Origin of the sequence: Sphingomonas sp. ABOLH (assembly GCF_003951715.1) — a bacterium.
Lineage (GTDB): Bacteria > Pseudomonadota > Alphaproteobacteria > Sphingomonadales > Sphingomonadaceae > Sphingomonas > Sphingomonas hankookensis_A.
Window position 1 is genome coordinate 22,548 of record NZ_QQWV01000033.1, and the last position, 21,094, is coordinate 43,641.

Genomic DNA, 21,094 nt, shown 5'->3' on the forward strand with positions numbered 1-21,094 from the left:
GAGGGTTGGGAGAGGGGACGTTCACCGCCCTCTCCGCACATTCCCCTCTCCCCGACCCTCTCCCCTGAAGGGGAGAGGGAGAGAAAGCTGACATGACCAACGCCTCGACCAACTTCGTCAATATCGGCGAACGCACCAATGTGACCGGATCGGCCCGCTTCAAGAAGCTGGTGATGGCGGGCGACTATGCCGCCGCGGTCGAGGTCGCGCTGCAGCAGGTCGAGAGCGGGGCGCAGGTCCTCGACGTCAACATGGACGAAGGGTTGCTCGACGCGCACCATGCGATGACGACCTTCCTGAAGCTGATCCAGGCCGAACCGGATATCGCCCGCATCCCGGTGATGGTCGACAGTTCCAAATGGGATGTGATCGAGGCGGGGCTGAAGTGTGTGTCCGGCAAGCCGATCGTCAATTCGATCAGCATGAAGGAGGGCGAGGAGCAGTTCCTGCACCATGCCCGCATCTGCATGAACTATGGCGCGGCGGTCGTGGTGATGGCGTTCGACGAGGTCGGGCAGGCGGATACCAAGGACCGCAAGGTCGAGATTTGCGAGCGTGCCTACAAGCTGCTGACCGGTATCGGCTTTCCGCCCGAGGACATCATCTTCGATCCCAATATCTTCGCGGTGGCGACGGGGATCGAGGAGCATAACAACTACGGCGTCGACTTCATCGAGGCGTGCCGCGAGATCAAGGCGCGCTGCCCGCATTGTCATATCTCGGGCGGGCTATCGAACCTGTCGTTCAGCTTTCGCGGGAACGAGCCGGTGCGGCGGGCGATGCATTCGATCTTCCTGTACCACGCCATCCCGGCGGGGATGGACATGGGGATCGTCAACGCCGGGCAGCTCGACGTGTACGACACGATCGATGCCGAGCTGCGGACGGCGTGCGAGGATGTGATCCTCAACCGCGATCCCGACGCGACCGAGCGGCTGATCGCGCTGGCGGAGAAGTATAAGGGCACCGATGCGGTCGCCGAGAAGGCGGCGGCGGAATGGCGCTCGCTGCCCGTCGTCAAGCGGCTCGAATATGCGCTGGTCAAGGGCATCGACGCGCATGTCGTCGACGATACCGAGGAATGCCGCCAGCAATTCGCCCGGCCGATCGAGGTGATCGAAGGGCCGCTAATGGACGGGATGAACGTCGTTGGGGACCTGTTCGGGTCGGGCAAGATGTTCCTGCCGCAGGTCGTCAAGTCCGCGCGGGTGATGAAGAAGGCGGTCGCGCATCTGCTGCCCTTCATCGAGGCGGCGAAGGAGCCCGGCGCCAAGGGCAAGGGCAAGATCATCATGGCGACCGTCAAGGGCGACGTGCATGATATCGGCAAGAACATCGTCGGCGTCGTCCTGCAGTGCAACGGGTTCGACGTGGTCGACCTTGGCGTCATGGTGCCGTGGACCAAGATTTTAGAGGCCGCGAACGAGAATGACGCCGACATGATCGGCCTGTCGGGCCTGATCACGCCGTCGCTGGACGAGATGGTCACCGTCGCCGAGGAGATGAAGCGCGCGGGCATGACCATGCCGCTGCTGATCGGTGGTGCGACCACGTCCAAGGTCCATACGGCACTGCGCATCTCACCGGCCTATGATGGTCCGATCGTCCATGTTCTCGACGCCAGCCGGGCGGTAGGCGTGGCGACGACCTTGGTGAGCGACACCGCGCGCGATGCCTATGTCGAGCAGATCGCGGCCGACTATGAGGCGGTGCGGATCGCGCGGGCGGGGAAGGGGCAAAGCGACCTCGCTCCGATTGCGGAGGCGCGGGCCAATGGATTTGTGGCGGACTTCGGCCAGAAGCCGGCCGCGCCGAACAAGCCGGGGCGGCATGTGTTCGACGACTGGGACCTGGCGGACCTGCGCGACTATATCGATTGGACGCCGTTTTTCCGCGCGTGGGAGTTGGCGGGCAATTTTCCGGCGATCCTGACCGACGAGGTCGTGGGGGAAAGCGCGACGTCGCTCTATGCCGATGCGCAGGCGATGCTGGACCGGATCATCGCCGAGAAATGGCTTACGGCAAAGGGGGTTGCGGCGCTGTGGCATTGCCGGCGGGACGGCGACGACGTGATCGTCGACGTGCCGGCCGAGCAGCTGGAGCCGGCGATGGAGGCCGGGCGGGTGTCGCCGCTGTCGGGGGTGCCGCACGACTTTGCGACGCCGATGCAGACGACCCACGCCACCCATGCGATCCGCATGCCGTTCCTGCGCCAGCAGGTGAAGAAGCGGGAGGGGCGGGCCAATATGTGCCTGGCGGATTTCGTCGATCCGGCGGGCGACTGGATGGGTGGGTTCGCGGTCGGGATCCACGGGATCGACCCGCATATCGCGCGGTTCAAGGCAGATAACGACGATTATCAGGACATCCTGCTGAAGGCGCTGGCGGACCGACTGGCCGAGGCGTTCGCCGAGCGGCTGCACCATCATGTGCGGACCGAGCTGTGGGGTTATGCGCCGGACGAGCAGCTGACCAACGAGGCGATCATCCGCGAGCAGTATCGCGGGATTCGCCCGGCACCGGGCTATCCGGCGTGTCCCGACCATAGCCAGAAGCCGATCCTGTTCGACATGCTGGGCGCCAGCGAAGCCACTGGAATCACGCTGACCGACAGCTTTGCCATGCTGCCGACGGCGGCGGTTTCGGGCTTTTATTTCGGGCATCCGGACAGCGCCTATTTCGGCGTGGCGCGGGTCGGGCGGGACCAGCTGGAGGATTATGCGACCCGGCGGGGCGTGAGCATCGAGCAGGCGGAGCGGTGGCTGCGGCCTAATCTCGACTGAGGGCGTCCAGCAGCCGGTCGCGGAGCCAGTCGGCGTCGCCGGGGCGGGCGAAGCTGTGGCTGTCGCTGTCGCGGTGGTGGAGGGTGGCAAGGTTGCGAAGGTGCCACGCATCGAGGAATGCCACGGCGGTATGGTCGCCGGTCGCCAGCAGGATATCGGCCGGGCTTCCAGAGGCGAGGGACCGGGCAAAGGTTCGGGCGAGGTCGTTTTGGGTGCCGCAGGACCGGGCAATGGTCGCCAAACCTTGCGCCAGGCGGCGGAAGTTGACACCGCCCGTCAGCAGGCGGCGCCACTGCGCCGGTGAGGACAGGCGGGCGGCATAGGTCGCGCGGATCGCGGCGGGGGGCGGCAGGTCGCCCGAAGGCTCGACAATCCAGGGGTTTGCGAGGACCAGACGGTCGATCCCGGCTTGCGCGTGGAACAGCGCCAGCGCGGTCGCGGCGTCGCAATTGCCGAACGCCAACATCCGCGTGACGCCGGCATGGTCGCGGAGCGTAGCGGCGGCGGCGGCGATGTCGGGGGCGCTCGCGCGGAAGCCTTCGTTACGGCCGGTCGAATCGCCGAGGCCGCGCCGGTCGAACCGCAGCACCGGATAGCCCGCCGCCGCGATGTCGGCGGCGAGCAGCGCCATGCCGCGATGCGCGCCGATGCGCAGTTCGTTGCCGCCCGAGACGATCAGCAGGCCGGTGGTGCCGGGCGCGGCGTCGAGCGTGCCGGCAAGGGTTTCGCCCAGGCAGGGAAAGGTCACCAGCCGACGCATGCGCGGCTCCATGCGGCGAGGTCGTCGGCGAGCTGTTCGGCGAGCGTCGGATCGTCGCCCGGTTCGGCGCGTCGCCAGAGGGGCGCGGCGTCGATACGCAGGTCGGCGTCCTTCGGATCGGTGCCGAGGCGGACGATGCGACGGGGATGGGCGTCGCAGGGGAGCGCCGCGTCGAGTTCGTCCAGCAGCGCGGTCGCGATGCGGTTGCCGGCAATTTCGACCATCGCGGCACTGCGGTCGATCCCGCTGGCGATGCGGCCGAGTTCGCGGACCAGCGCGGTGCCGGACTGGGGCGAGAGGTGCCAGCGGCCGGCAAGGTCGGCGTCGCAGTCGAGCAAGGCACCGGCGCGGATCGCCGCACCGACGACCGGGCGGTCGATGGCGGCGACCAGCGCGGTGACGGCGGCGCGCCAGTCGGCGAGGGTCGCGGCTTCGGTGGCAAGCAGGCTGTCGCCCTGGCCGGGCAGGTCGGGCAGGACCGATGCGATACCGCGCGCGGCAAGTTCGCGGAGCAGACGCACTGCGAAGGTGCGGGTGCGGTTCGCCTCTTCGAACGGGGGCAGCAGCATCATTACGACCGGACCGGTATCGGGACCGAAGCGCCACAGCGCCTCATGCCCACCGGGCCAGTCGTAGCGGTCGATCAAGCGGGAACCTTGGCGCGTGCGAAGGCGACCAGCGAGCCGAAGGTTTCGAGCGTGTCGCCGTCGATATCGTCATCCTCGATCAGGATGCCCAGCCGGTCCTCCATCTCGGTCAGGACGCCGGCGACGGCCATCGAATCGAGTTCGGGGAGCGCGCCGAACAGCGGGGTCGCGTCGTCGAACGCCGCCGCCCGTTCGTCCGACAGGCCGAGCACGTCGCGCAACACCGCGCGGACCGTTTCCTCGATCGAAGCCGAACCTGTCTGGACCACGTAGTAACTCCCCTGTTTGGTCGCGGGTTTAGGGGTTGTTCGGGGTGCTGCCAAGCGGGGTGTGTTGGTCGCCCGGTGGTGGGTCAATGACTCTGCCGGGAGCGGGCGCTCGGAGCGGGATTTGTCGTACCCCGGCGGAGGTCGGGGTCCAGTTGGTGCCGCGTATCGAAAGGTCGCTGACGTCCCCCGACGGGGCCCCGGCCTTCGTCGGGGTAAGGAAGGGCGGGAGCGGGGCGCTGTCGGCGTATCCCCGCGTAGGCGGGGATCCAGGGTGGTTGGTCGCGGCGTCGGTTTGTTGGGCTCTGGACCCCCGCCTGCGCGGGGGTACGCTGCGGATGAGCCGCGCGGACGAGAATGCGGCGTCTGGACCCCCGCCTGCGCGGAGGTGATCTTCTTTCGCGGAGGCGGAAGAAGAAGCGGGACCTCGGCTTTCACCGGGGTACGGGTATTGAGGAGGGGCGCTGCCGGCGTACCCCCGCGCAGGCGGGGATCCAGGGTGGTTGGTCGCTGCCGTTGGTTTGTTGGGCTCTGGACCCCCGCCGGCGCGGGGGTACGCTGCGCATGAGCCGCGCGGACGAGAATGCGGCGTCTGGACCCCCGCCCGCGCGGGGGTACGGTTTTCTTTCGGCGCGTGGGGGGCCTTCTTTCGCGGAGGTGGAAGAAGAAGCGGGACCCCGGCGTCAGGGTACGGGTATTGAGTAGGGGGCTGCCACCGTATCCCCGCGAAAGCGGGGATCCAGGGTGGTTGGTCGCGGCGTCGGTTTGTTGGGCTCTGGACCCCCGCCTGCGCGGGGGTACGCTGCGTATGAGCCGCGCGGACGAGAATGCGGCGTCTGGACCCCCGCCTGCGCGGAGGTGCGGTTTTCTTCGAGGCGGCGGGGGGCTTCTTTCGCGGAGGCAGAAGAAGCGGGACCCCGGGTCGAGCCCGGGGTGACGTCGCGGTAAGGTGGGTGATCCACCAGGGGCGTCGCCCCCTGTATCTGGCTTTCGATCGGCGCTAGGACGCGGCGATGGATTTCCCTGTTGCCCGGACGATCGATCATCTGCCTGCGCTGGCTGCCGCGCACGCGCCCGCCTTGATCGACCGGGACGGCGTCCTGAGCTTTGCCGCGTTGGAAGCGGCCGTGGCCCGGATGGCGGGGGGATTGGCGGCGTTGCGCCTCGAACCCGGTGCGCGGGTGGCGACGTGGTTGCCGAAGACGCGGGCGGCGTGTGTGATGCCGTTGGCCGCGGCGCGGGCGGGGTTGGTGCATGTGCCGGTCAATCCGGCGCTGAAGCGGGCGCAAGTGGCGCATATCCTGTCGGATAGTGGGGCGGCGGTGCTGGTGACGCAGGCGGCGCGGACGGCGGCGCTGGCGGCGGGGGATGTGCCAGACGGGTGCCGGGTGCTGACCGATGCACCGGACGGGGAGCCGGTGGCAGCAGGCGACGGGGATCCCGATGCGCTGGCGGCGATCCTCTATACCTCCGGGTCGACCGGGCGGCCCAAGGGGGTGATGCTGAGCCATGCCAATTTGTGGCTGGGGGCGGTGTCGGTCGCGCGCTACCTGAAGCTGACCCCCGACGACCGGGTGCTGGCGGTGCTGCCGCTGAGCTTCGATTATGGGCAGAACCAGCTGTTTTCGACCTGGATGGCAGGGGGTGCGGTGGTGCCGCTCGATTATCTGACGGCGCGCGACGTGGTGAAGGCGGTCGAGCGGTTCGGGGTGACGACGCTGGCCGGCGTGCCGCCACTATGGACGCAGCTGCTGGAGGCGGAGTGGCCGGCGGAGACGGCGGCGCGGCTCGAGCGGCTGACCAATTCGGGCGGGGCGCTGACGCCGCGCATGGTGCGGGCGTTGCGCGAGCGCTTCGCGGGGGCCGATCTCTATGCGATGTACGGGCTGACCGAGGCGTTTCGCTCGACCTATCTCGACCCCGCGCTGATCGATGCGAACCCCGATGCGATCGGGTCGGCCATTCCCTTTGCCGAGGTGGCGGTGGTGCGCGCCGATGGCAGTCGCGCCGATCCGGGGGAACCGGGCGAGCTGGTCCATGCCGGGCCGCTGGTGGCGCAGGGATATTGGCGCGATGCCGAGCGGACGGCGGCGCGGTTCCGGCCGGCGCCGGACTGGATGGACAGCGGCGGGATGGCGGTGTGGTCGGGCGATACGGTCGCGCTGGGCGCGGATGGGCTGCTGCGGTTCGTCGGGCGCGATGACGAGATGATGAAGGTGGCGGGCAACCGGATCAGCCCTACGGAAGTGGAGGAAGCGGTGCTGGCGGGCGGCGAAGTGGCGGAGGCGGTCGCGGTCGGCCTGCCCGACGAGCGGCAGGGGCAGGCGATCACGGTGGTCGCGCGGGCGCTGGTCGAGGATGCCGAGGCGGTGGTGCGAGCCCGGCTGCGGCGCGAGCTGCCGAGTTTCCAGCAGCCATCGCACTATGTCTGGGTCGAGGCGCTGCCGCGCAATGCGAACGGCAAGCTCGACCGGGTGGCGGTGCGGGCGATTGCCGAGCAGGCGGTGCGGTCGTGAAGCCGGTCGGGCCGATCCCGGCGGGCTTTGCCGGACTGTCGCGGCTGATGGTCGGCGGAGTCGACTTTGCCGAGCTGCTGGAACGCGCCGGGGATACGCCGGCGTTCCTGTATGACGGGGCGGCGATGGCGGCGCGGGTGGCGCGGTTGCGCGCGGCGCTGCCGGAGGCGGTGCGGGTCCACTATGCGATCAAGGCCAATCCGCATCGCGACGTGCTGGCGGCGATGGCGGGCATGGTCGACGGGCTGGACGTCGCATCGGGCGGCGAACTGGCGATGGCGCTGGCGGTGAAGCCGGCGGCGGCGATCAGCTTTGCGGGTCCCGGCAAGCGCGACGACGAACTGGCGGCGGCGATCACGGCCGGCGCGACGCTGCATGTCGAGTCGGAGGGCGAGGCGGATCGGGCGCTGGCGATCGGCGACCGGCTGGGGCGCACCCCGCGTATTGCCGTGCGGGCGAACCCGGATTTCGAACTGCGCGGGTCTGGGATGCGGATGGGCGGACGCGCGTCGCCCTTCGGCATCGATGCGGCGCGGGTGCCGGCGCTGGTGAAGCGGCTGGTCGCCGTCGGCGCGGACTGGCATGGGTTCCACATCTTTGCCGGATCGCAGACGCTGGACAGCGCGGCGATCGTCGAGGCGCAGGCGGCGACGCTGGCGCTGGCCGAACGGTTGGCGGAAGAAGCGGGGGCGGTGCCGGCGTTCGTCAATCTGGGCGGTGGGTTCGGCATTCCCTATTTCGCGGGCGACACCCCGGTCGATGTCGAGGGCGTCGGGCAGGCGCTGGGCGAGGCGCTGGCGCGGCGCGGGGCGGTGCTGGCCGAGACCGGTTTCGCGGTCGAACTGGGCCGGTGGCTGGTCGGGGAGGCGGGGGTGTATTGCACGCGGGTCGTCGATGTGAAGGAGAGCGGCGGCGAGACCTTCGTCGTGGTCGATGGCGGGCTGCATCACCAGCTGGCCGCGAGCGGCAATTTCGGGACGGTGGTGCGGCGCAATTATCCGGTCGCGGTGGCGGAGCGGATGGACGCAGCGCCGGCGATGACCGCGTCGGTCGTCGGGTGCCTGTGTACGCCGCTGGACCGACTGGCCGACCGGGTGGCTTTGCCCGCGGTCGCGGTCGGCGATACGATCGTGCTGTTCCAGGCGGGGGCCTATGGTGCGACGGCCAGCCCGGCGGCGTTTCTGGGCCACCCGCCGGCGCGCGAACTGTTCGTCGCAAAGCGCGGGTAAGCGCGCGGAGTCCCGTTATGGTGCGCGTCGCGGGAATCGGGTCTATACTCAACCCTATCTTTACCCCTTTGGCAGCATAGCAGGGGCAGTCCTGCGCAGTCCGGTTGCGGCTGCGCTCGTTCGGAACGAGGTATGGTAATGCGTCGCAGTCATGGTTTGGGGACGGGTGTGGCGCTGATGGCCCTGCTGGGCGGATGCGCCGGGGGGGCGACGCGCCCCGAGCTGCCGCCCGCGCCGTTCGTGCAGGCGAAGGAAGCGCCGGGCGAGGCCTATGTCATCGGGCCGCTCGACCAGCTGAGCATCTTCGTGTGGCGCAACCCCGAACTGTCGACCAAGGTGCAGGTGCGCCCCGACGGGCGGATCACCACGCCGCTGATCAACGACATGCCCGCGACCGGCAAGACGCCGGCGATGCTGGCCGACGACCTGAAGCTGGCGCTGGGCGAATATGTGAAGGACCCGCTGGTTTCGGTGATCGTCGAGAATTTCTCGGGCACGTTCAGTCAGCAAGTGCGCGTGGTGGGGGCGACGGAGAAGCCCGCGTCGCTGCCGTACCGGGCGAACATGACGCTGCTCGACGCGATGATCGCGGTGGGGGGGCTCAACCAATATGCGTCGGGCAACCGGGCGCGGCTGGTGCGGTATGACCGCGCGACGGGCAAGCAGTCGGAATTCGGCTTGCGGATTTCCAGCCTGCTCAAGAACGGCGATGCGAGCGCGAACGTGAAGCTGCAGCCGGGCGACGTCATCATCATCCCCGAGAGCATGTTCTGAGATGGACGGGCTGTACGACGAGCTGAAGCTGATCCTCCACGCGATCTGGCAGCGGCGCTGGATCGCGCTGGCGGTGGCGTGGGTGGTGTGCCTGGGCGGATGGCTGGCGGTGAGCCAGATTCCCAACAGCTATCAGTCGACCGCGCGAGTCATGGTGCAGATGCGGCAGGTGTTGCCCGGTGCCGAGGCGGCGGTCGCTCAGAACGATCAGGCGAAGAATATCGACCGCATCCGCCAGACGCTGACGTCCGCCGTGAACCTCGAAAAGGTGGTGCGGGGCACGTCGCTGAACGAGACGGTCGCCAATGACCGGGACGTGGGCGACCGGATCGCGTCGTTGCAGAATGCGATCAAGCTGACGCAGCAGCAGGACAATCTGTTCGAGATTTCGGCGACGTCGGGCAATCCGAAGGTCGCGCGCGAGGTCGTGCAGAAGATGATCGACATCTTCGTGCAGGACAACCTGGCCAGCGACCGCGACGCGACGGTGCAGTCGCTGCGCTTCCTCGACCAGCAGCTATCGCAGCGGCAGAAGCAGCTGGCCGATGCCGAGGCGCGGCGGCAGGCGTTCCAGGCGCAATATATGGCGATGCTGCCGGGCACCGGGTCGCTCGACGACCGCATGTCGAATGCGCGCAGCGAGCTGGCGCAGATCGACGGCGATCTGGCGGCGGCGCAGTCGAGCCTGAATGCGGCCAATGCGCAGATGGCGGGGACGGCGGCGACGCTGCCGGGGACGGCGGGGACGGCGATGGTCGGGCCGGCGCGGGCGCGGCTGAATGCGATCGAGGGTCAGATCGCCGAGGGGCGCAGCCGCGGCTGGACCGATCAGCATCCCGATATGGTGGCGCTCAATCGCCAGCTGGCTTCTGCGCGAGCGGCGGCGCGGGGCGAGGGTGGCGGCGTCAGCGGCGGCACGGCGGCGTCGCCCAACCCGTTCTACCTGCAACTGCGCGCGACCCAGGCCGACCGGCAGGCGCGGGTGGCCGAGCTGCAGCAGCGCAAGAGCCAGATCGAAAGCCAGCTGAACGGACTGCAGGCGAAGATCGCGGCCGACCCGCAGGCGGCGGCGCAGCAGTCGCAGCTGGACCGCGATATCGCGTCGCTGAAACAACAATATGACGCGCTGTTCCAGGACCGTGAGGAAGTGCGGCTGCGCAGCAGCGTGCAGACCGATACCGATGCGCTGAAGTTCAACGTGATCGATCCCCCGACCCAGCCGAGCAAACCGACCGCACCCAACCGGCCGCTGCTGCTGCTGGGCGTGCTGGTGGTCGGGATCGGCGCGGGCGTCGGCATCGCCTTTGCGCTCAGCCGGGTGAGGACCAGCTTTGCCACCGCACAGAAGCTGGAAAAGATCAGCGGGATGCCGGTGCTGGGGTCGATCGGCGAGGTCGTGACCGATGCGGTCCGGGAGACACGCAAGCGGCGCCTGAAGCTGTTTGCGGGTGGCGCGGGCGCGCTGGTCGCGGCATTCGTGCTGTTGCTGGGGCTGGAATTCGCCCAGCGCGGGCTGGTGGCGTGAGTGGGGATGACAAGGTGAACGACCAATCGCACCGGGCCATGCGCGCATCGTTGCTGGAGCGCGCGGCGGATCGTTGGCAGCTGGGGCCGAAGCCCGAACTGCCGCCGGTCGCCATGCCCGACCTGCCTCCCCCACCGCCGCCGGTCGCGGCGAAGCCTGCCGCGCGCAAGATGCCGCCGGCACGCATCCGTCCGTTCGATCCAGCGCGGATCGATCGCGAACGGCTGGCCGAGGCGGGGATGCTGGTGCCCGGTGGTCCGGTGACGGCGCTGGCCGAGGAATTCCGGCTGGTGAAGCGCCAGCTGCTGACCACCGCCGCCGATATCGAGAAGCGCGACCCGCAGGCGGCGCGCATGGTGCTGGTGTGTTCGGCGCAGCCGGGCGACGGCAAGACCTTCTGTGCGATCAACCTCGCCCTGTCGCTGGCGGCGGAGCGCGATTTGCAGATCCTGCTGGTCGATGCCGATTTCCCGAAGCCCGACATTCTCGACCGGCTGGGCATCGCCGCGAGCGGACAGGGGCTGCTCGACGCGCTGGGCGATCCGGCGATCGATGTCGAGGCGCTGGTGATCCCGACCGACGTGCCGCAGCTGTCGGTGCTGCCGGCGGGCAAGCGGACGAACGCCGATACCGAGTTGCTGCGTAGCGACCATGCGCAGGACGTGCTGGAGCGGCTGCTGAGCGCCGATCCCGACCGGATCGTCATCTTCGATTCGCCCCCCGCGCTCGCCGCGTCGCCGGCCGCGGTGCTGGCGTCGCTGGTCGGGCAGACGGTGCTGGTGGTCCGCGCCGATCGCAGCAGCGAATCGGACCTGCGCGAGGCGGTGGCGCTGCTCGACGGGTGCGACGATATCCAGCTGCTGCTGAACGCGACGACGTACCGGGCGGAAGGGGCGCGGTTCGGCTATTACGGGCAGGATAAGGAATGATGCGCTGGCTCGCCCTGCCGGTCGTGGTCGCAGCGTCGGCAAGCCCGGCGCTGGCGCAGCGGGTCGAGGTGTCGCCCTATATCGAGGCGGGGCAGGTGCTGCTCGCCGATCTGAACGACGGCGATGTGGTGACCTATACCCAGCTGACCGCCGGGGTCGATGCGACGATCACGACGCAGCGGGTGCAGGTCCAGGCCAATTACCAGTATCAGCGGCTGATCGACTGGGGCGACGATTTCGGCAATGGCGACGTCCATTCGGGCCTGGCGCGGGCCAATGTGCAGATTACCCGCTGGCTGAACCTGGAAGGCGGCGCGATCGCCACGCGCGCGCAGGGCGATACGCGCGGCGGCGGGTTCGGACCGCTGGTCAATGCAAGCAACGTGAATACCGCGCAGGTCTATGGCCTCTATGCCGGGCCGAGCGTCAATACGCGGGTCGGACCGTTCGCGGTCAACGGCACCTACCAGTTCGGCTATGTGAAGGCGGAGACGCCGGGCGTGATCGATCTGGCCCCGGGGCAGCGGCGGCTGGATTATTATGACGAGGCGACCAGCCATCTGGTGATGGGCAGCGCCGGCACCCGCGCGGGCACGCTGTTGCCGATCGGCTTCACCGTGTCGGGGGCGTGGCTGCGCGAGGATGCGGGGCAGCTCGACCAGAAGTTCGAGGGCGCGTACGGCCGGGTCGATGCGGTGCTGCCGATCACCCGGACGCTGGCGGCGGTCGGTGGCGTCGGCTACGAAAAGATCGAGGTGACGCAGCGCGACCCGCTGCTCGATGCGCAGAATATCCCGGTCGTCGACGGGGCGGGACGGTTCGTGACCGATCCGGCATCGGCGCCGCGCATCGCCTATGACACCGACGGCATCATCTGGGACGCGGGCGTGTTGTGGCGGCCCAGCCCCCGCACCGCGCTGGAGGCGCGGCTGGGGCGGCGCTACGGGTCGATGAGTTATACCGGGTCGCTGCAATGGCAGGTCAGCCCGGCATCGGCGTTGCAGGTCGGCGTTTACGACAGCGTGACGACGTTCGGGCGGCAGCTGACCGGTTCGCTGTCGCAACTGCCGATCAACTATATCGGGGGCGAGGACCCGTTCGGTGCGCGTTATGGCGGGTGCGTGTTCGGCGGAGGCGTGACGCCGGAGGGCGCGTCCAATGCCGGCGGATGCCTGACCCCGGTATTCCAGTCGGTCAGCGCGGCGACCTTCCGCGCGCGGGGCATCGATGCGGTCTATTCGATCACGCGAGGGCCGACGCGGCTTGGGCTGGGCGCGGGCTATGCCAGCCGGGCCTATTATATCCCGCCGGTGCCCGGTGCGGTCATCTACCGCACGCGCGACGAAAGCTATTATGTCCAGGGCTTCGGCCAATGGGCGCTCGACAGCCGGTCGTCGGTCAGTGCGGACCTGTATGCGAACTATTTCGCCAGCGGGATCGAAGGCGGGCTGGACGCATGGGGCGGCGGTGCGCAGGGCGGCTATTATCGCAGCTTCGGGCGGGCCTATGGCAGCCTGACCGCCGGGGTGTACGGGTTCGACGTGGAGCGCAGCCAGTCGGACCTGATCGCGCAGGCGTTGCTGGCGGTCGGGTTCCGGTTCTAACGGGCCGCCGCCGCCGTGTTCGTATCGTCACCCCGGGTCAAGCCCGGGATGACGGGGGGATAGGTGGGCGTGCCTTTCGCCGACGTCGTTCGAGCAGTCGTGCACCCCTACCGGCCGGGAACGGAACAGGGTAAATTCGCCGGATTATAAACGAACATTCAACCGATTGGCGGCTACGGTCCCGCCATTGGAGACGATGATGTACGACGATCATTATGGCCTGACCGGTCGCCCGTTCCAGTTGACGCCCGATCCGGCCTTCTGGTTCGACACGGCGACGCACCGCAAGGCGATGGCGTATCTCGGCTACGGGTTGAGCCAGGGCGAAGGCTTCATCGTCATTACCGGCGATCCGGGCACCGGCAAGACGACGCTGCTCGGCCACCTGATGCAGACGATCGATCCCGAGCGATTGAACGTCATCCGCATCGTCACGACCCAGATCGAGGCGGACGACCTGCTGCGGCTGGTCGCGGCGGGGCTGGATGTCGATCACCATGGATTGACCAAGGCGCAGCTGCTCGAAGCGATCGAGCGGGGCCTGCACAATGTCGCGCGGTCGGGGCGGCGCACGTTGCTGGTGATCGACGAGGCGCAGTCGTTGCCGGTCGGATCGATCGAGGAACTGCGCATGCTGTCGAATTTCCAGGCGGGCGGCTATGCGCTGTTGCAGATCTTCCTGCTGGGCCAGCCGGAGTTCCGCCAGCGGCTGCACGGGTCGGACCGGCTGGAGCAGCTGCGCCAGCGGGTGATCGCGATGCACCATCTGGAGCCGATGGGCGTCGAGGAGGTCGGGCCGTATCTGGAACATCGCCTGGGCATCGTCGGGTGGAATGGTTCGCCCAGTTTCAGCATGGATGCGCTGGCGGCGCTGCACCACTGGTCGGGCGGCGTGCCGCGGCGGTTGAACCAGCTCGCCGGGCGGGTGCTGCTGTACGGCGCGATCGAGGGGATCGAGCGGTTCAGGTCGCTCGACATCGAACAGGTGATCGCGGACCTCGACGGTGACGGGATGGGGACCCATGCGCCCGAACCCGCCGCGCCCGTGCGGGTAGAGGCGGCGCCGGTGGCCGAGGCGACCCCGGTCGTCGATGCCGATCCGTTGCCGATGACCCCGCCACCGCCGCCGATGCCGCCGCGCCCGATCCACCTGTCGGTGGTCGATGTCGCTGGTTGGCCGACGCCGGTCATCGAGGAAGCCGCCGCGCCGGCGGACACAGCGGACCGCGACGCGCTGGTCGCGCGGATCGCGGCGCTGGAGGAACGGTTGGAGGAACAGGATGCGGCGCTGCGCCGGGTGCTGACCCTGCTGGTGGACTGGGTCGAGGGCGAACAGCGCCGTCCCGACCTGTCGTCGATCCGCGCCGCCGGCTGACGCACCCCATGCGCAACGCGATGTCGGTCGATGTCGAGGACTGGTTCCAGGTCGGGGCGTTCGAAACGGTCATCGACCGCGGCGACTGGGATACGCTCGAATGCCGGGTGGAGGCGAATACCGATGCGGTGCTCGACCTGTTCGCCGCCAGCGGGGTGACAGCGACGTTCTTCACGCTCGGCTGGGTCGCGCATCGCTTTCCGGCGTTGATGCAGCGCATCGTGGCCGGCGGGCATGAGCTGGCGAGCCATGGCTGGGATCACAAGCGCGTCTTCACCATGACCGCCGACGAATTCCGACACGATCTGGCACGGGCGAAGGCGGCGCTGGAGGATGCGGGCGGGCAGGCGGTGACCGGATATCGCGCGCCGAGCTTTTCGATCGACCGGCGGACGCCATGGGCGCATGCCGTGCTGGCCGAGGCGGGCTATGCCTATTCGTCGTCGGTCGCGCCGCTGACCCATGACCATTATGGCTGGAAGGATGCGCCGCGCGTGCTGCACCGGCCGGTCGCGGGCAGCGACCTGATCGAATGGCCGATCACGCTGGCCAAGGTGCTGGGGCGCGAAGTGTCGGCGGGGGGCGGGTTCTTTCGCCTGTTGCCGAACCGGGTGGTCGAGGATGCGGTGGTGCGCAGCAACCGGATCGAGGCGCATCCGGCGATGTTCTATTTCCATCCCTGGGAGATCGATCCCGGCCAGCCGCGGGTGAAGAATGCGCCGTTGAAGTCGAAGCTGCGGCATTATTCGCGGCTGGGGGCGATGGCGGGCAAGCTCGAACGGTTGATGGCGAACCATGACTGGGGCCGGGCGGACCGGATCGTCGCCGAGCGCGCGGGCGCGCTGTGATCGCGGTACGGCGGGCCGATCTGGCCGATGCGGGCGAGCGCACCCGGATCGAGGCGTTCGTGGGCGAGCATCCCGATGGCACGCCGTTCCACCTTCCCGTCTGGGGTGAGGCGACGGCGGCGGGGTGCGGGCAGAATTACCGGATGTTGGTGGCCGAGGATGGCGGGGTGCTCAAGGGCGTCGTGCCGTTGACCCATGTCCGTTCGCCGTTGTTCGGGGCGGCGTTGGTGTCGACCGGGTTCGGGGTTGGCGGCGGGGTTCTGGCGAGCGACCCGGCGGCGGGCGCGGCGCTGGCGGCGGCGGCTGTCGAGTTGGCGCGGGAGCTGCGCTGTCCGACGATCGAGATGCGTGGCGGCGTGCCGATCGACGGGGCGGGGTGGACGTGGGACGATAGCCGCTATGTCGGGTTCGCGCGGCCGCTGGCGAACGACGATGACGCCGAATTGCTGGCGATCCCGCGCAAGCAGCGGGCCGATGTGCGCAAGGCGCTGGCCGAGCCGTTCGAGATCGCCATCGGGCGCGACCGGGCGGCGCTGGCGGAGCATTTCCATGTTTATGGGACGTCAGTGCGTAATCTCGGTACGCCGGTGTTTCCGCGGTCGCTGTTCGCGGAGGTTGTGCGGCGGTTCGGGGACGACGCCGATGTGCTGACCGTGCGGCATGGCGGCGTGGCGGTGGCGAGCGTGCTGTCGGTCTATTGGCGGGGCACGGTCTATCCCTATTGGGGTGGCGGTACGGCGGCGGCGCGGGGTCTGCGGGCCAATGAGCGGATGTATTTCGAGCTGATGCGGCATGCCCGGGCCAAGGGCTGCACAGCGTTCGATTTCGGCCGGTCGAAGGTCGGAACCGGGCCGGCGGCGTACAAGAAGAACTGGGGCTTTGTCGGCGAGCCGCTGGGCTATCCGACATGGACCGCGGATGGCAAGCGCCCACGCGATGCCAGCCCGCTCAACCCCAAATACCGGCTGAAGATCGCGGCGTGGCAGAAGCTGCCGGTCGCCGTCGCCAATCGCGTCGGGCCGTTCATCGCGAAGGGGCTGGGGTGAGCGACATCCTGTTCCTCGCCCACCGCGTTCCCTATCCCCCCGATCGTGGCGACAAGGTGCGCAGCCATCATGTGCTGCGGCATTTGAGCGGGCTGGGGCGGGTGCATCTGGCGACCTTTGCCGACGATCCGCGCGACATGGGGCATGAGGCGGCGCTGGGGCAGTGGTGCGCGAGCGTGGCCGTGCTGCGGCGGACGAAGGGCAATGGGCGGGCGGCACTCGAGGCGCTGGCGGGCGGGCGGACCGCGTCGGAGGCGGCGTTCGACAGCGCGGCGATGTGGGGCGCGGTGGCGGAGTTGCTGGCCGAGCGGCGCTATGATGCCGTCTATGTCTATTCGGGCCAGATGGCGCAGTATGTGCCGGCGGACGTGCCGTTCGTGATGGATTTCGTCGACATGGATTCGGCGAAGTTCGCGGCTTATGCCGATGATGCGCATGGGCCGATGCGCTGGATGATGCGGCGCGAGGCAAGCAAGCTGGCTGCGTTCGAACGCGACGTGGCGGGGCGGGCGCGGGCGTCGCTGCTGGTGAGCGAGGCGGAGGCCGACCTGTTTCGCAAGGCGTCCGGTGCCGAGCGGGTGGTCGCGATCGAGAATGGGATCGACACGGGTTTTTTCGATCCGGCGGGCGTCGTGCCGGTCGAACAGGCGGAGCCGCTGATCGTCTTTACCGGCCAGATGGATTACCGGCCCAATATCGATGCCGTTCGCTGGTTCGCGGGCGAGGTGCTGCCGCTGGTGCCGGAGGCGCGCTTTGCGATCGTCGGGCGTAGTCCGACCGCGGCGGTACGGGCGCTGGAGAGCGAGCGGGTGGTCGTGACCGGCGAGGTCGCGGACGTGCGCGGGTGGATTGCCGCTGCCGCCGTGGTCGTGGCGCCCCTGTTGCTGGCGCGGGGTATCCAGAACAAGGTGCTGGAGGCGATGGCGATGGCGCGGCCGGTGGTGGCATCGACCGCCGCCGCCGAAGGGATCGACCATCGGGGGACGATCCGGGTCGCGAGCGATGCGGCCGGGTTTGTACGGGAAATTCGGGAGCTGCTGTCCGACCCCGTCGCAGCCGATGCGGTAGGGCAGGCGGCGCGGGCGCGGACGATCGAGCGCTATGGCTGGGACGCGCGATTGGCACCGCTGGCCGAATTGCTGGGGCTGGCATGAACAGCGTCGCGCTCGACCAGTCCGTGGCGGCGACGGACCCGGCGTGGCGGCGGGCGTTGCTGGCGCTGGGTGGCATCTGGGCGGCGTTGCTGGCGATCTTTCACCGCGACGCGGCCGATATGGCGGACATCTGGTGGAATTCGACCACCTATGGCCATTGCCTGTTCGTCGCTCCGATCATCGGCTGGCTGGTGTGGCAGCGGCGGCGCGACCTGGCGCAACTGACCCCGCAGGCGTGGTGGCCCGGGCTGGCGATCGTTGCCGGCGGCGGGACGCTCTGGCTGGTCGGGGAAGCGGCGGCGGTGGCGCTGTTCCGGCATGTCGGGCTGGTCGCGATGTTGCAGGGGGCGGTGGTCGCGTTGCTCGGCGCTCGCGTCGCGCGCGGGATCGCCTTCCCGCTGGCCTATATGGTCTTTCTCGTGCCGTTCGGCGATTTTATGGAGCCGTCGCTGCAAGCGGCGACGGTGTCGTTGACGATGCCGCTGCTGCATCTGCTGGGCGTGCCGGCGGCGGTCGATGGCGTGCTCATCACCATCCCCAACGGCTATTTCGAAGTGGCGGAGGCGTGTTCGGGGTCGAAGTTCGTCATCGCCATGGTCGCTTATGGCGCGCTGGTCGCCAATGTGTGTTACGTCGCATGGGGGCGACGGATCGCGTTCATGGCGCTGGCGCTGATCGTGCCGGTCCTGGCCAATGGCGTGCGGGCTGCGGGAACGATCTATGCCGCGCATCTGACGTCGGTCGAGGCGGCGACCGGGTTCGACCATATTGTCTATGGCTGGGTGTTCTTCGCGCTGACCATGGCGGGGGTACTGGCGCTCGGCTGGCGCTGGTTCGATCGCGATCCCGATGCGCCGTGGTTCGACGTGGCTAGCGTGGCTGCGATGCCGATGCGCGCGGCGGACCGGTCGCTGGCGGCAGCGGCGGTGCTGGCGGTCGCGGTCGGCTTTGCGGCATGGGGCTGGATCGTCGACCGGCGGGCACAGGTGTTGCCGGCGAGGATCGAACTGCCGCAGGTGGCGGGATGGCGGCGGATCGCGGTCGATGGCGAACCCTGGGTTCCGAATTATCCGGGCGCTGACCATTTCCTGATCGGGCGCTATGGCGATGCGAGGGGCCGCAGCGTCGACATGGTCGTTGCGCTCTATGGCTCGCAGGGCGAAGGACATGAATTGGTAGGGTTCGGAACAGGCGCGATTCGCGAGAATGACCGCTGGGTGCGGATCGCCGACACCGCGCCGATCGCCGGCAGCGCGTCGCTGCGCATGGCCGCGCCCGGCCCGGTCGAGCGCGAGGTCGCGACCTGGTATCGCATCGGATCTATCACGACCGGCAGCGCTGACCGGGTGAAGTGGGAGACGCTGAAGGCGAAGCTGCTCGGCGGCCCGCAACGCGGCGTCGCCCTGCTGCTATCGGCGCGCAGGGATGGGCACGACCCGCGACAGGCGATCGCCGATTTCCTAAAGGCGGCGGGGCCGGTCGACGCGATCGCCGACCGCGCAGCGGGAATGCGCTGAGATGTGCGGAATCGCCGGCCTGTATCATAGCGTGCAGCCAAAGCCGGTCGATCCGGCACGGATCGCAGCGATGACCGATGTTCAGGCGCATCGCGGCCCCGACGGGTCGGGCGTATGGACCGCGCCGGGCGTGGGGCTGGGCCATCGGCGGCTGTCGATCATCGACGTCGCAGGCAGTCCGCAGCCGATGGCGCTGCCGGGCGAACAGGTCGTCATCACCTTCAACGGCGAAATCTATAACTTCGCCGAGCTGCGGGCCGAGTTGCAGGGCAAGGGCGCGGTGTTCCGCACCCAGGGCGATACGGAAGTGTTGCTGCATGCCTGGGCGGCATGGGGGCCGGACATGCTGGCGCGGCTGAACGGGATGTTCGCCTTTGCCATCCATGATGCGGGGCGGCAGGCGCTGTTCATCGCGCGCGACCGGATGGGGGTGAAGCCGTTCCACTATGTCGAGCTGGGCGACGGCGCGGTGGCGTTCGCGTCGGAGTTGAAAGGGCTGCTCGCCCATCCGCTGGTGCGGCGGACGCCCGATGCGGCGGCGATCGAGGATTATATGGCGCTCGGCTATGTGCCCGACGACGCCTGTATCGTGGCCGGTGTGAAGAAGCTGCCCGCGGGGCATTTCCTCCTGATCGAGCGCGGGCGGCGCGTGCCGCAGCCGGTCCGGTGGTGGGACGTCGACTTTTCGAAGCGGGCCAAGGGCAGCGCGCGCGACCTCGAGGCGGAACTGGTCGAGCGGATGCGCGAGGGCGTGCGGTCGCGGATGGTCGCCGATGTGCCGCTCGGCGCGTTCCTGTCGGGCGGGGTCGATTCGTCGGCGGTCGTGGCGCTGATGGCGGAGGCGAGCCGGTCGCCGGTGCAGACCTGCACCATCGGGTTCGAGGAAGCGGGCCATGACGAGCGCGGGCCGGCGGGGCTGGTCGCGGGGCGATTTGCGACCGACCATGCGGTGCGGACGGTGCGGTCGGACGATTTCGGCGTGATCGACACGCTGGTCGCGGCGTTCGACGAGCCTTTTGCCGATGCGTCGGCGCTGGCGACCTATCAGGTATGCGCGCTGGCACGCGAGCGGGTGACGGTCGCGCTGTCGGGTGATGGCGCGGACGAGGCGCTGGCCGGGTACCGCCGGTACAAGTTCCATGCGGCGGAGGAGCGGGTGCGTGCGCTGCTGCCGCCGGGGTTGCGGGAACCGGTGTTCGGGGCGCTGGGCGATGTCTATCCCAAGGCCGATTGGGCACCGCGCCCGTTCCGCGCCAAGACGACGTTGCTGGCGCTCGCGCAGGATGGTGACGAGGCCTATGCGCAGGCGGTGGGGGTGACGACGCCGGCGGTGCGGCACGGGCTGTACGGGCAGGCGATGGCGCGGCAGCTGGGCGGCTATCGCGGGGAAGAGCGCTATGTCGCGGCGATGCGGCAGGCGCCGGGGCGCGATGCACTCGACCGGGCGCAATATGCTGATTTCCGTCACTGGCTACCGGGTGACATCCTGACCAAGGTCGACCGGACCAGCATGGCGGTGGCACTGGAGGCGCGCGAGCCGCTGCTCGACCATCGGCTGATCGAGTTCTGCGCGACATTGCCGGCAAAGCTGCGGTTGCGCGGGGGCGAGGGCAAGTGGCTGATGAAGAAGGCGCTGGAGCCGTGGCTGCCGCGCGAAATCCTGTATCGGCCCAAAATGGGGTTCGTGACCCCGGTCAGCGCGTGGTTCCGGGGGGCGTTGGCGGATGAGGCGGCGGGGCTCGCGCGGTCGCCGGTGTTGGCGACGTGGTTCGAGCCCCATGCGATCGAGCGACTGGCGGCGGAGCATCGGTCGGGTCGAGCGGAGCATGGCCGGACGCTGTGGCAGCTGGTGATGCTGGAGCGTAGTGCGCGACGGTTGTTCGGGTAGTCTCGTTACCGTCACCCCGGGCTTGACCCGGGGCCCGCTTTTTACCGAGCGTGCAAGGAGAAGCGGGACCCCGGATCAAGTCCGGGGTGACGGTAGCGTGGTATTAACCCACATTTCCCAAGTAAGGCGCTGATTTCGCTGTCCTGACCATTATATTTCCTATATAAAACATGGTGTTGAAGGCTGCGAGGGGCGCGTTTCATGGATCACCCAGAGGGTGCGGGCTTGCAACG

General features: G+C 68.8%; 16 protein-coding genes. 13 read left to right on the forward strand and 3 right to left on the reverse strand.

Going from position 1 to position 21,094, the window contains the following annotated elements:
* Positions 1-92 precede the first annotated feature (92 nt).
* Positions 93-2,783 (forward strand): methionine synthase, encoded by a 2,691-nt coding sequence (gene metH / locus CA237_RS14225; RefSeq protein WP_126014424.1) that lies wholly within the window; start codon positions 93-95, stop codon positions 2,781-2,783.
* Here metH and CA237_RS14230 read toward each other — a convergent pair.
* Genes CA237_RS14230 through CA237_RS14240 form a run of 3 tightly spaced genes read right to left on the reverse strand, consistent with a single transcriptional unit; the run spans position 2,770 to position 4,459 of the window.
* Positions 2,770-3,543 (reverse strand): hydrolase 1, exosortase A system-associated, encoded by a 774-nt coding sequence (locus CA237_RS14230; protein WP_126014426.1) that lies wholly within the window; start codon positions 3,541-3,543, stop codon positions 2,770-2,772. The two genes, metH and CA237_RS14230, sit on opposite strands and share 14 nt — an antisense overlap.
* Positions 3,528-4,190, reverse strand: coding sequence for a hypothetical protein (locus tag CA237_RS14235; RefSeq protein WP_126014428.1), 663 nt, complete (start codon positions 4,188-4,190; stop codon positions 3,528-3,530). Before CA237_RS14235 ends, CA237_RS14230 begins: the two co-directional genes overlap by 16 nt.
* Complete coding sequence (locus CA237_RS14240; protein ID WP_126014430.1) at positions 4,187-4,459, reverse strand: acyl carrier protein; 273 nt, start codon at positions 4,457-4,459, stop codon at positions 4,187-4,189. Before CA237_RS14240 ends, CA237_RS14235 begins: the two co-directional genes overlap by 4 nt.
* Positions 4,460-5,469: 1,010 nt before the next feature.
* Between CA237_RS14240 and CA237_RS14245 the strand changes: the two genes are divergently transcribed.
* From CA237_RS14245 to CA237_RS14300, 12 genes are all read left to right on the forward strand, one after another.
* Entirely contained in the window at positions 5,470-6,972 is a 1,503-nt protein-coding gene (locus CA237_RS14245) for an AMP-binding protein (protein ID WP_126014432.1), read from the forward strand.
* Positions 6,969-8,201 carry a pyridoxal-dependent decarboxylase, exosortase A system-associated gene (locus tag CA237_RS14250; protein ID WP_241215498.1) on the forward strand — a complete coding sequence of 411 codons (1,233 nt, stop codon included), beginning with the start codon at positions 6,969-6,971 and terminating at the stop codon, positions 8,199-8,201. Before CA237_RS14245 ends, CA237_RS14250 begins: the two co-directional genes overlap by 4 nt.
* Before the next feature lie 138 nt (positions 8,202-8,339).
* The gene (locus CA237_RS14255; RefSeq protein WP_066687642.1) at positions 8,340-8,975 is read left to right on the forward strand and encodes an XrtA/PEP-CTERM system exopolysaccharide export protein; all 636 of its coding nucleotides are present in this window, start codon (positions 8,340-8,342) and stop codon (positions 8,973-8,975) included.
* Position 8,976: 1 nt separating this feature from the next.
* Positions 8,977-10,500, forward strand: coding sequence for an XrtA system polysaccharide chain length determinant (locus CA237_RS14260; protein ID WP_066687644.1), 1,524 nt, complete (start codon positions 8,977-8,979; stop codon positions 10,498-10,500).
* A gap of 38 nt (positions 10,501-10,538) precedes the next feature.
* Positions 10,539-11,429, forward strand: a complete 891-nt coding sequence (locus CA237_RS14265) for an AAA family ATPase (RefSeq protein ID WP_066687645.1) — start codon at positions 10,539-10,541, stop codon at positions 11,427-11,429.
* On the forward strand, positions 11,426-13,033 hold the full coding sequence (locus CA237_RS14270; RefSeq protein ID WP_126014436.1) for a hypothetical protein: 1,608 nt from the start codon (positions 11,426-11,428) through the stop codon (positions 13,031-13,033). The genes CA237_RS14265 and CA237_RS14270 overlap by 4 nt, the downstream gene beginning before the upstream one ends.
* Positions 13,034-13,232: 199 nt before the next feature.
* Positions 13,233-14,408: an AAA family ATPase gene (locus CA237_RS14275; RefSeq protein ID WP_126014438.1), complete on the forward strand. Its 1,176-nt coding sequence runs from the start codon at positions 13,233-13,235 to the stop codon at positions 14,406-14,408.
* A gap of 8 nt (positions 14,409-14,416) precedes the next feature.
* Positions 14,417-15,256: an XrtA system polysaccharide deacetylase gene (locus CA237_RS14280; protein WP_126014440.1), complete on the forward strand. Its 840-nt coding sequence runs from the start codon at positions 14,417-14,419 to the stop codon at positions 15,254-15,256.
* The gene (locus tag CA237_RS14285) at positions 15,253-16,302 is read left to right on the forward strand and encodes a FemAB family XrtA/PEP-CTERM system-associated protein (protein WP_126014442.1); all 1,050 of its coding nucleotides are present in this window, start codon (positions 15,253-15,255) and stop codon (positions 16,300-16,302) included. The genes CA237_RS14280 and CA237_RS14285 overlap by 4 nt, the downstream gene beginning before the upstream one ends.
* On the forward strand, positions 16,299-17,456 hold the full coding sequence (locus CA237_RS14290) for a TIGR03087 family PEP-CTERM/XrtA system glycosyltransferase (protein WP_206432983.1): 1,158 nt from the start codon (positions 16,299-16,301) through the stop codon (positions 17,454-17,456). The genes CA237_RS14285 and CA237_RS14290 overlap by 4 nt, the downstream gene beginning before the upstream one ends.
* Positions 17,453-18,973, forward strand: a complete 1,521-nt coding sequence (xrtA, locus tag CA237_RS14295) for an exosortase A (protein WP_126014446.1) — start codon at positions 17,453-17,455, stop codon at positions 18,971-18,973. The genes CA237_RS14290 and xrtA overlap by 4 nt, the downstream gene beginning before the upstream one ends.
* 1 nt (position 18,974) lies before the next feature.
* A complete protein-coding gene (locus tag CA237_RS14300) occupies positions 18,975-20,861 on the forward strand; it encodes an XrtA/PEP-CTERM system amidotransferase (RefSeq protein WP_066687659.1) in 1,887 nt (628 codons plus the stop codon).
* Positions 20,862-21,094: the final 233 nt, after the last annotated feature.

Coding starts and splice junctions, on each gene's coding strand:
- CA237_RS14270 (WP_126014436.1), top strand. CDS start 11,426: ATGATGCGCTGGCTCGCCCTGCCGGTCGTGGTCGCAGCGTCGGCAAGC.
- metH (WP_126014424.1), top strand. CDS start 93: ATGACCAACGCCTCGACCAACTTCGTCAATATCGGCGAACGCACCAAT.
- CA237_RS14255 (WP_066687642.1), top strand. CDS start 8,340: ATGCGTCGCAGTCATGGTTTGGGGACGGGTGTGGCGCTGATGGCCCTG.
- xrtA (WP_126014446.1), top strand. CDS start 17,453: ATGAACAGCGTCGCGCTCGACCAGTCCGTGGCGGCGACGGACCCGGCG.
- CA237_RS14260 (WP_066687644.1), top strand. CDS start 8,977: ATGGACGGGCTGTACGACGAGCTGAAGCTGATCCTCCACGCGATCTGG.
- CA237_RS14265 (WP_066687645.1), top strand. CDS start 10,539: ATGCGCGCATCGTTGCTGGAGCGCGCGGCGGATCGTTGGCAGCTGGGG.
- CA237_RS14275 (WP_126014438.1), top strand. CDS start 13,233: ATGTACGACGATCATTATGGCCTGACCGGTCGCCCGTTCCAGTTGACG.
- CA237_RS14280 (WP_126014440.1), top strand. CDS start 14,417: ATGCGCAACGCGATGTCGGTCGATGTCGAGGACTGGTTCCAGGTCGGG.
- CA237_RS14300 (WP_066687659.1), top strand. CDS start 18,975: ATGTGCGGAATCGCCGGCCTGTATCATAGCGTGCAGCCAAAGCCGGTC.
- CA237_RS14245 (WP_126014432.1), top strand. CDS start 5,470: ATGGATTTCCCTGTTGCCCGGACGATCGATCATCTGCCTGCGCTGGCT.
- CA237_RS14230 (WP_126014426.1), bottom strand. CDS start 3,543: ATGCGTCGGCTGGTGACCTTTCCCTGCCTGGGCGAAACCCTTGCCGGC.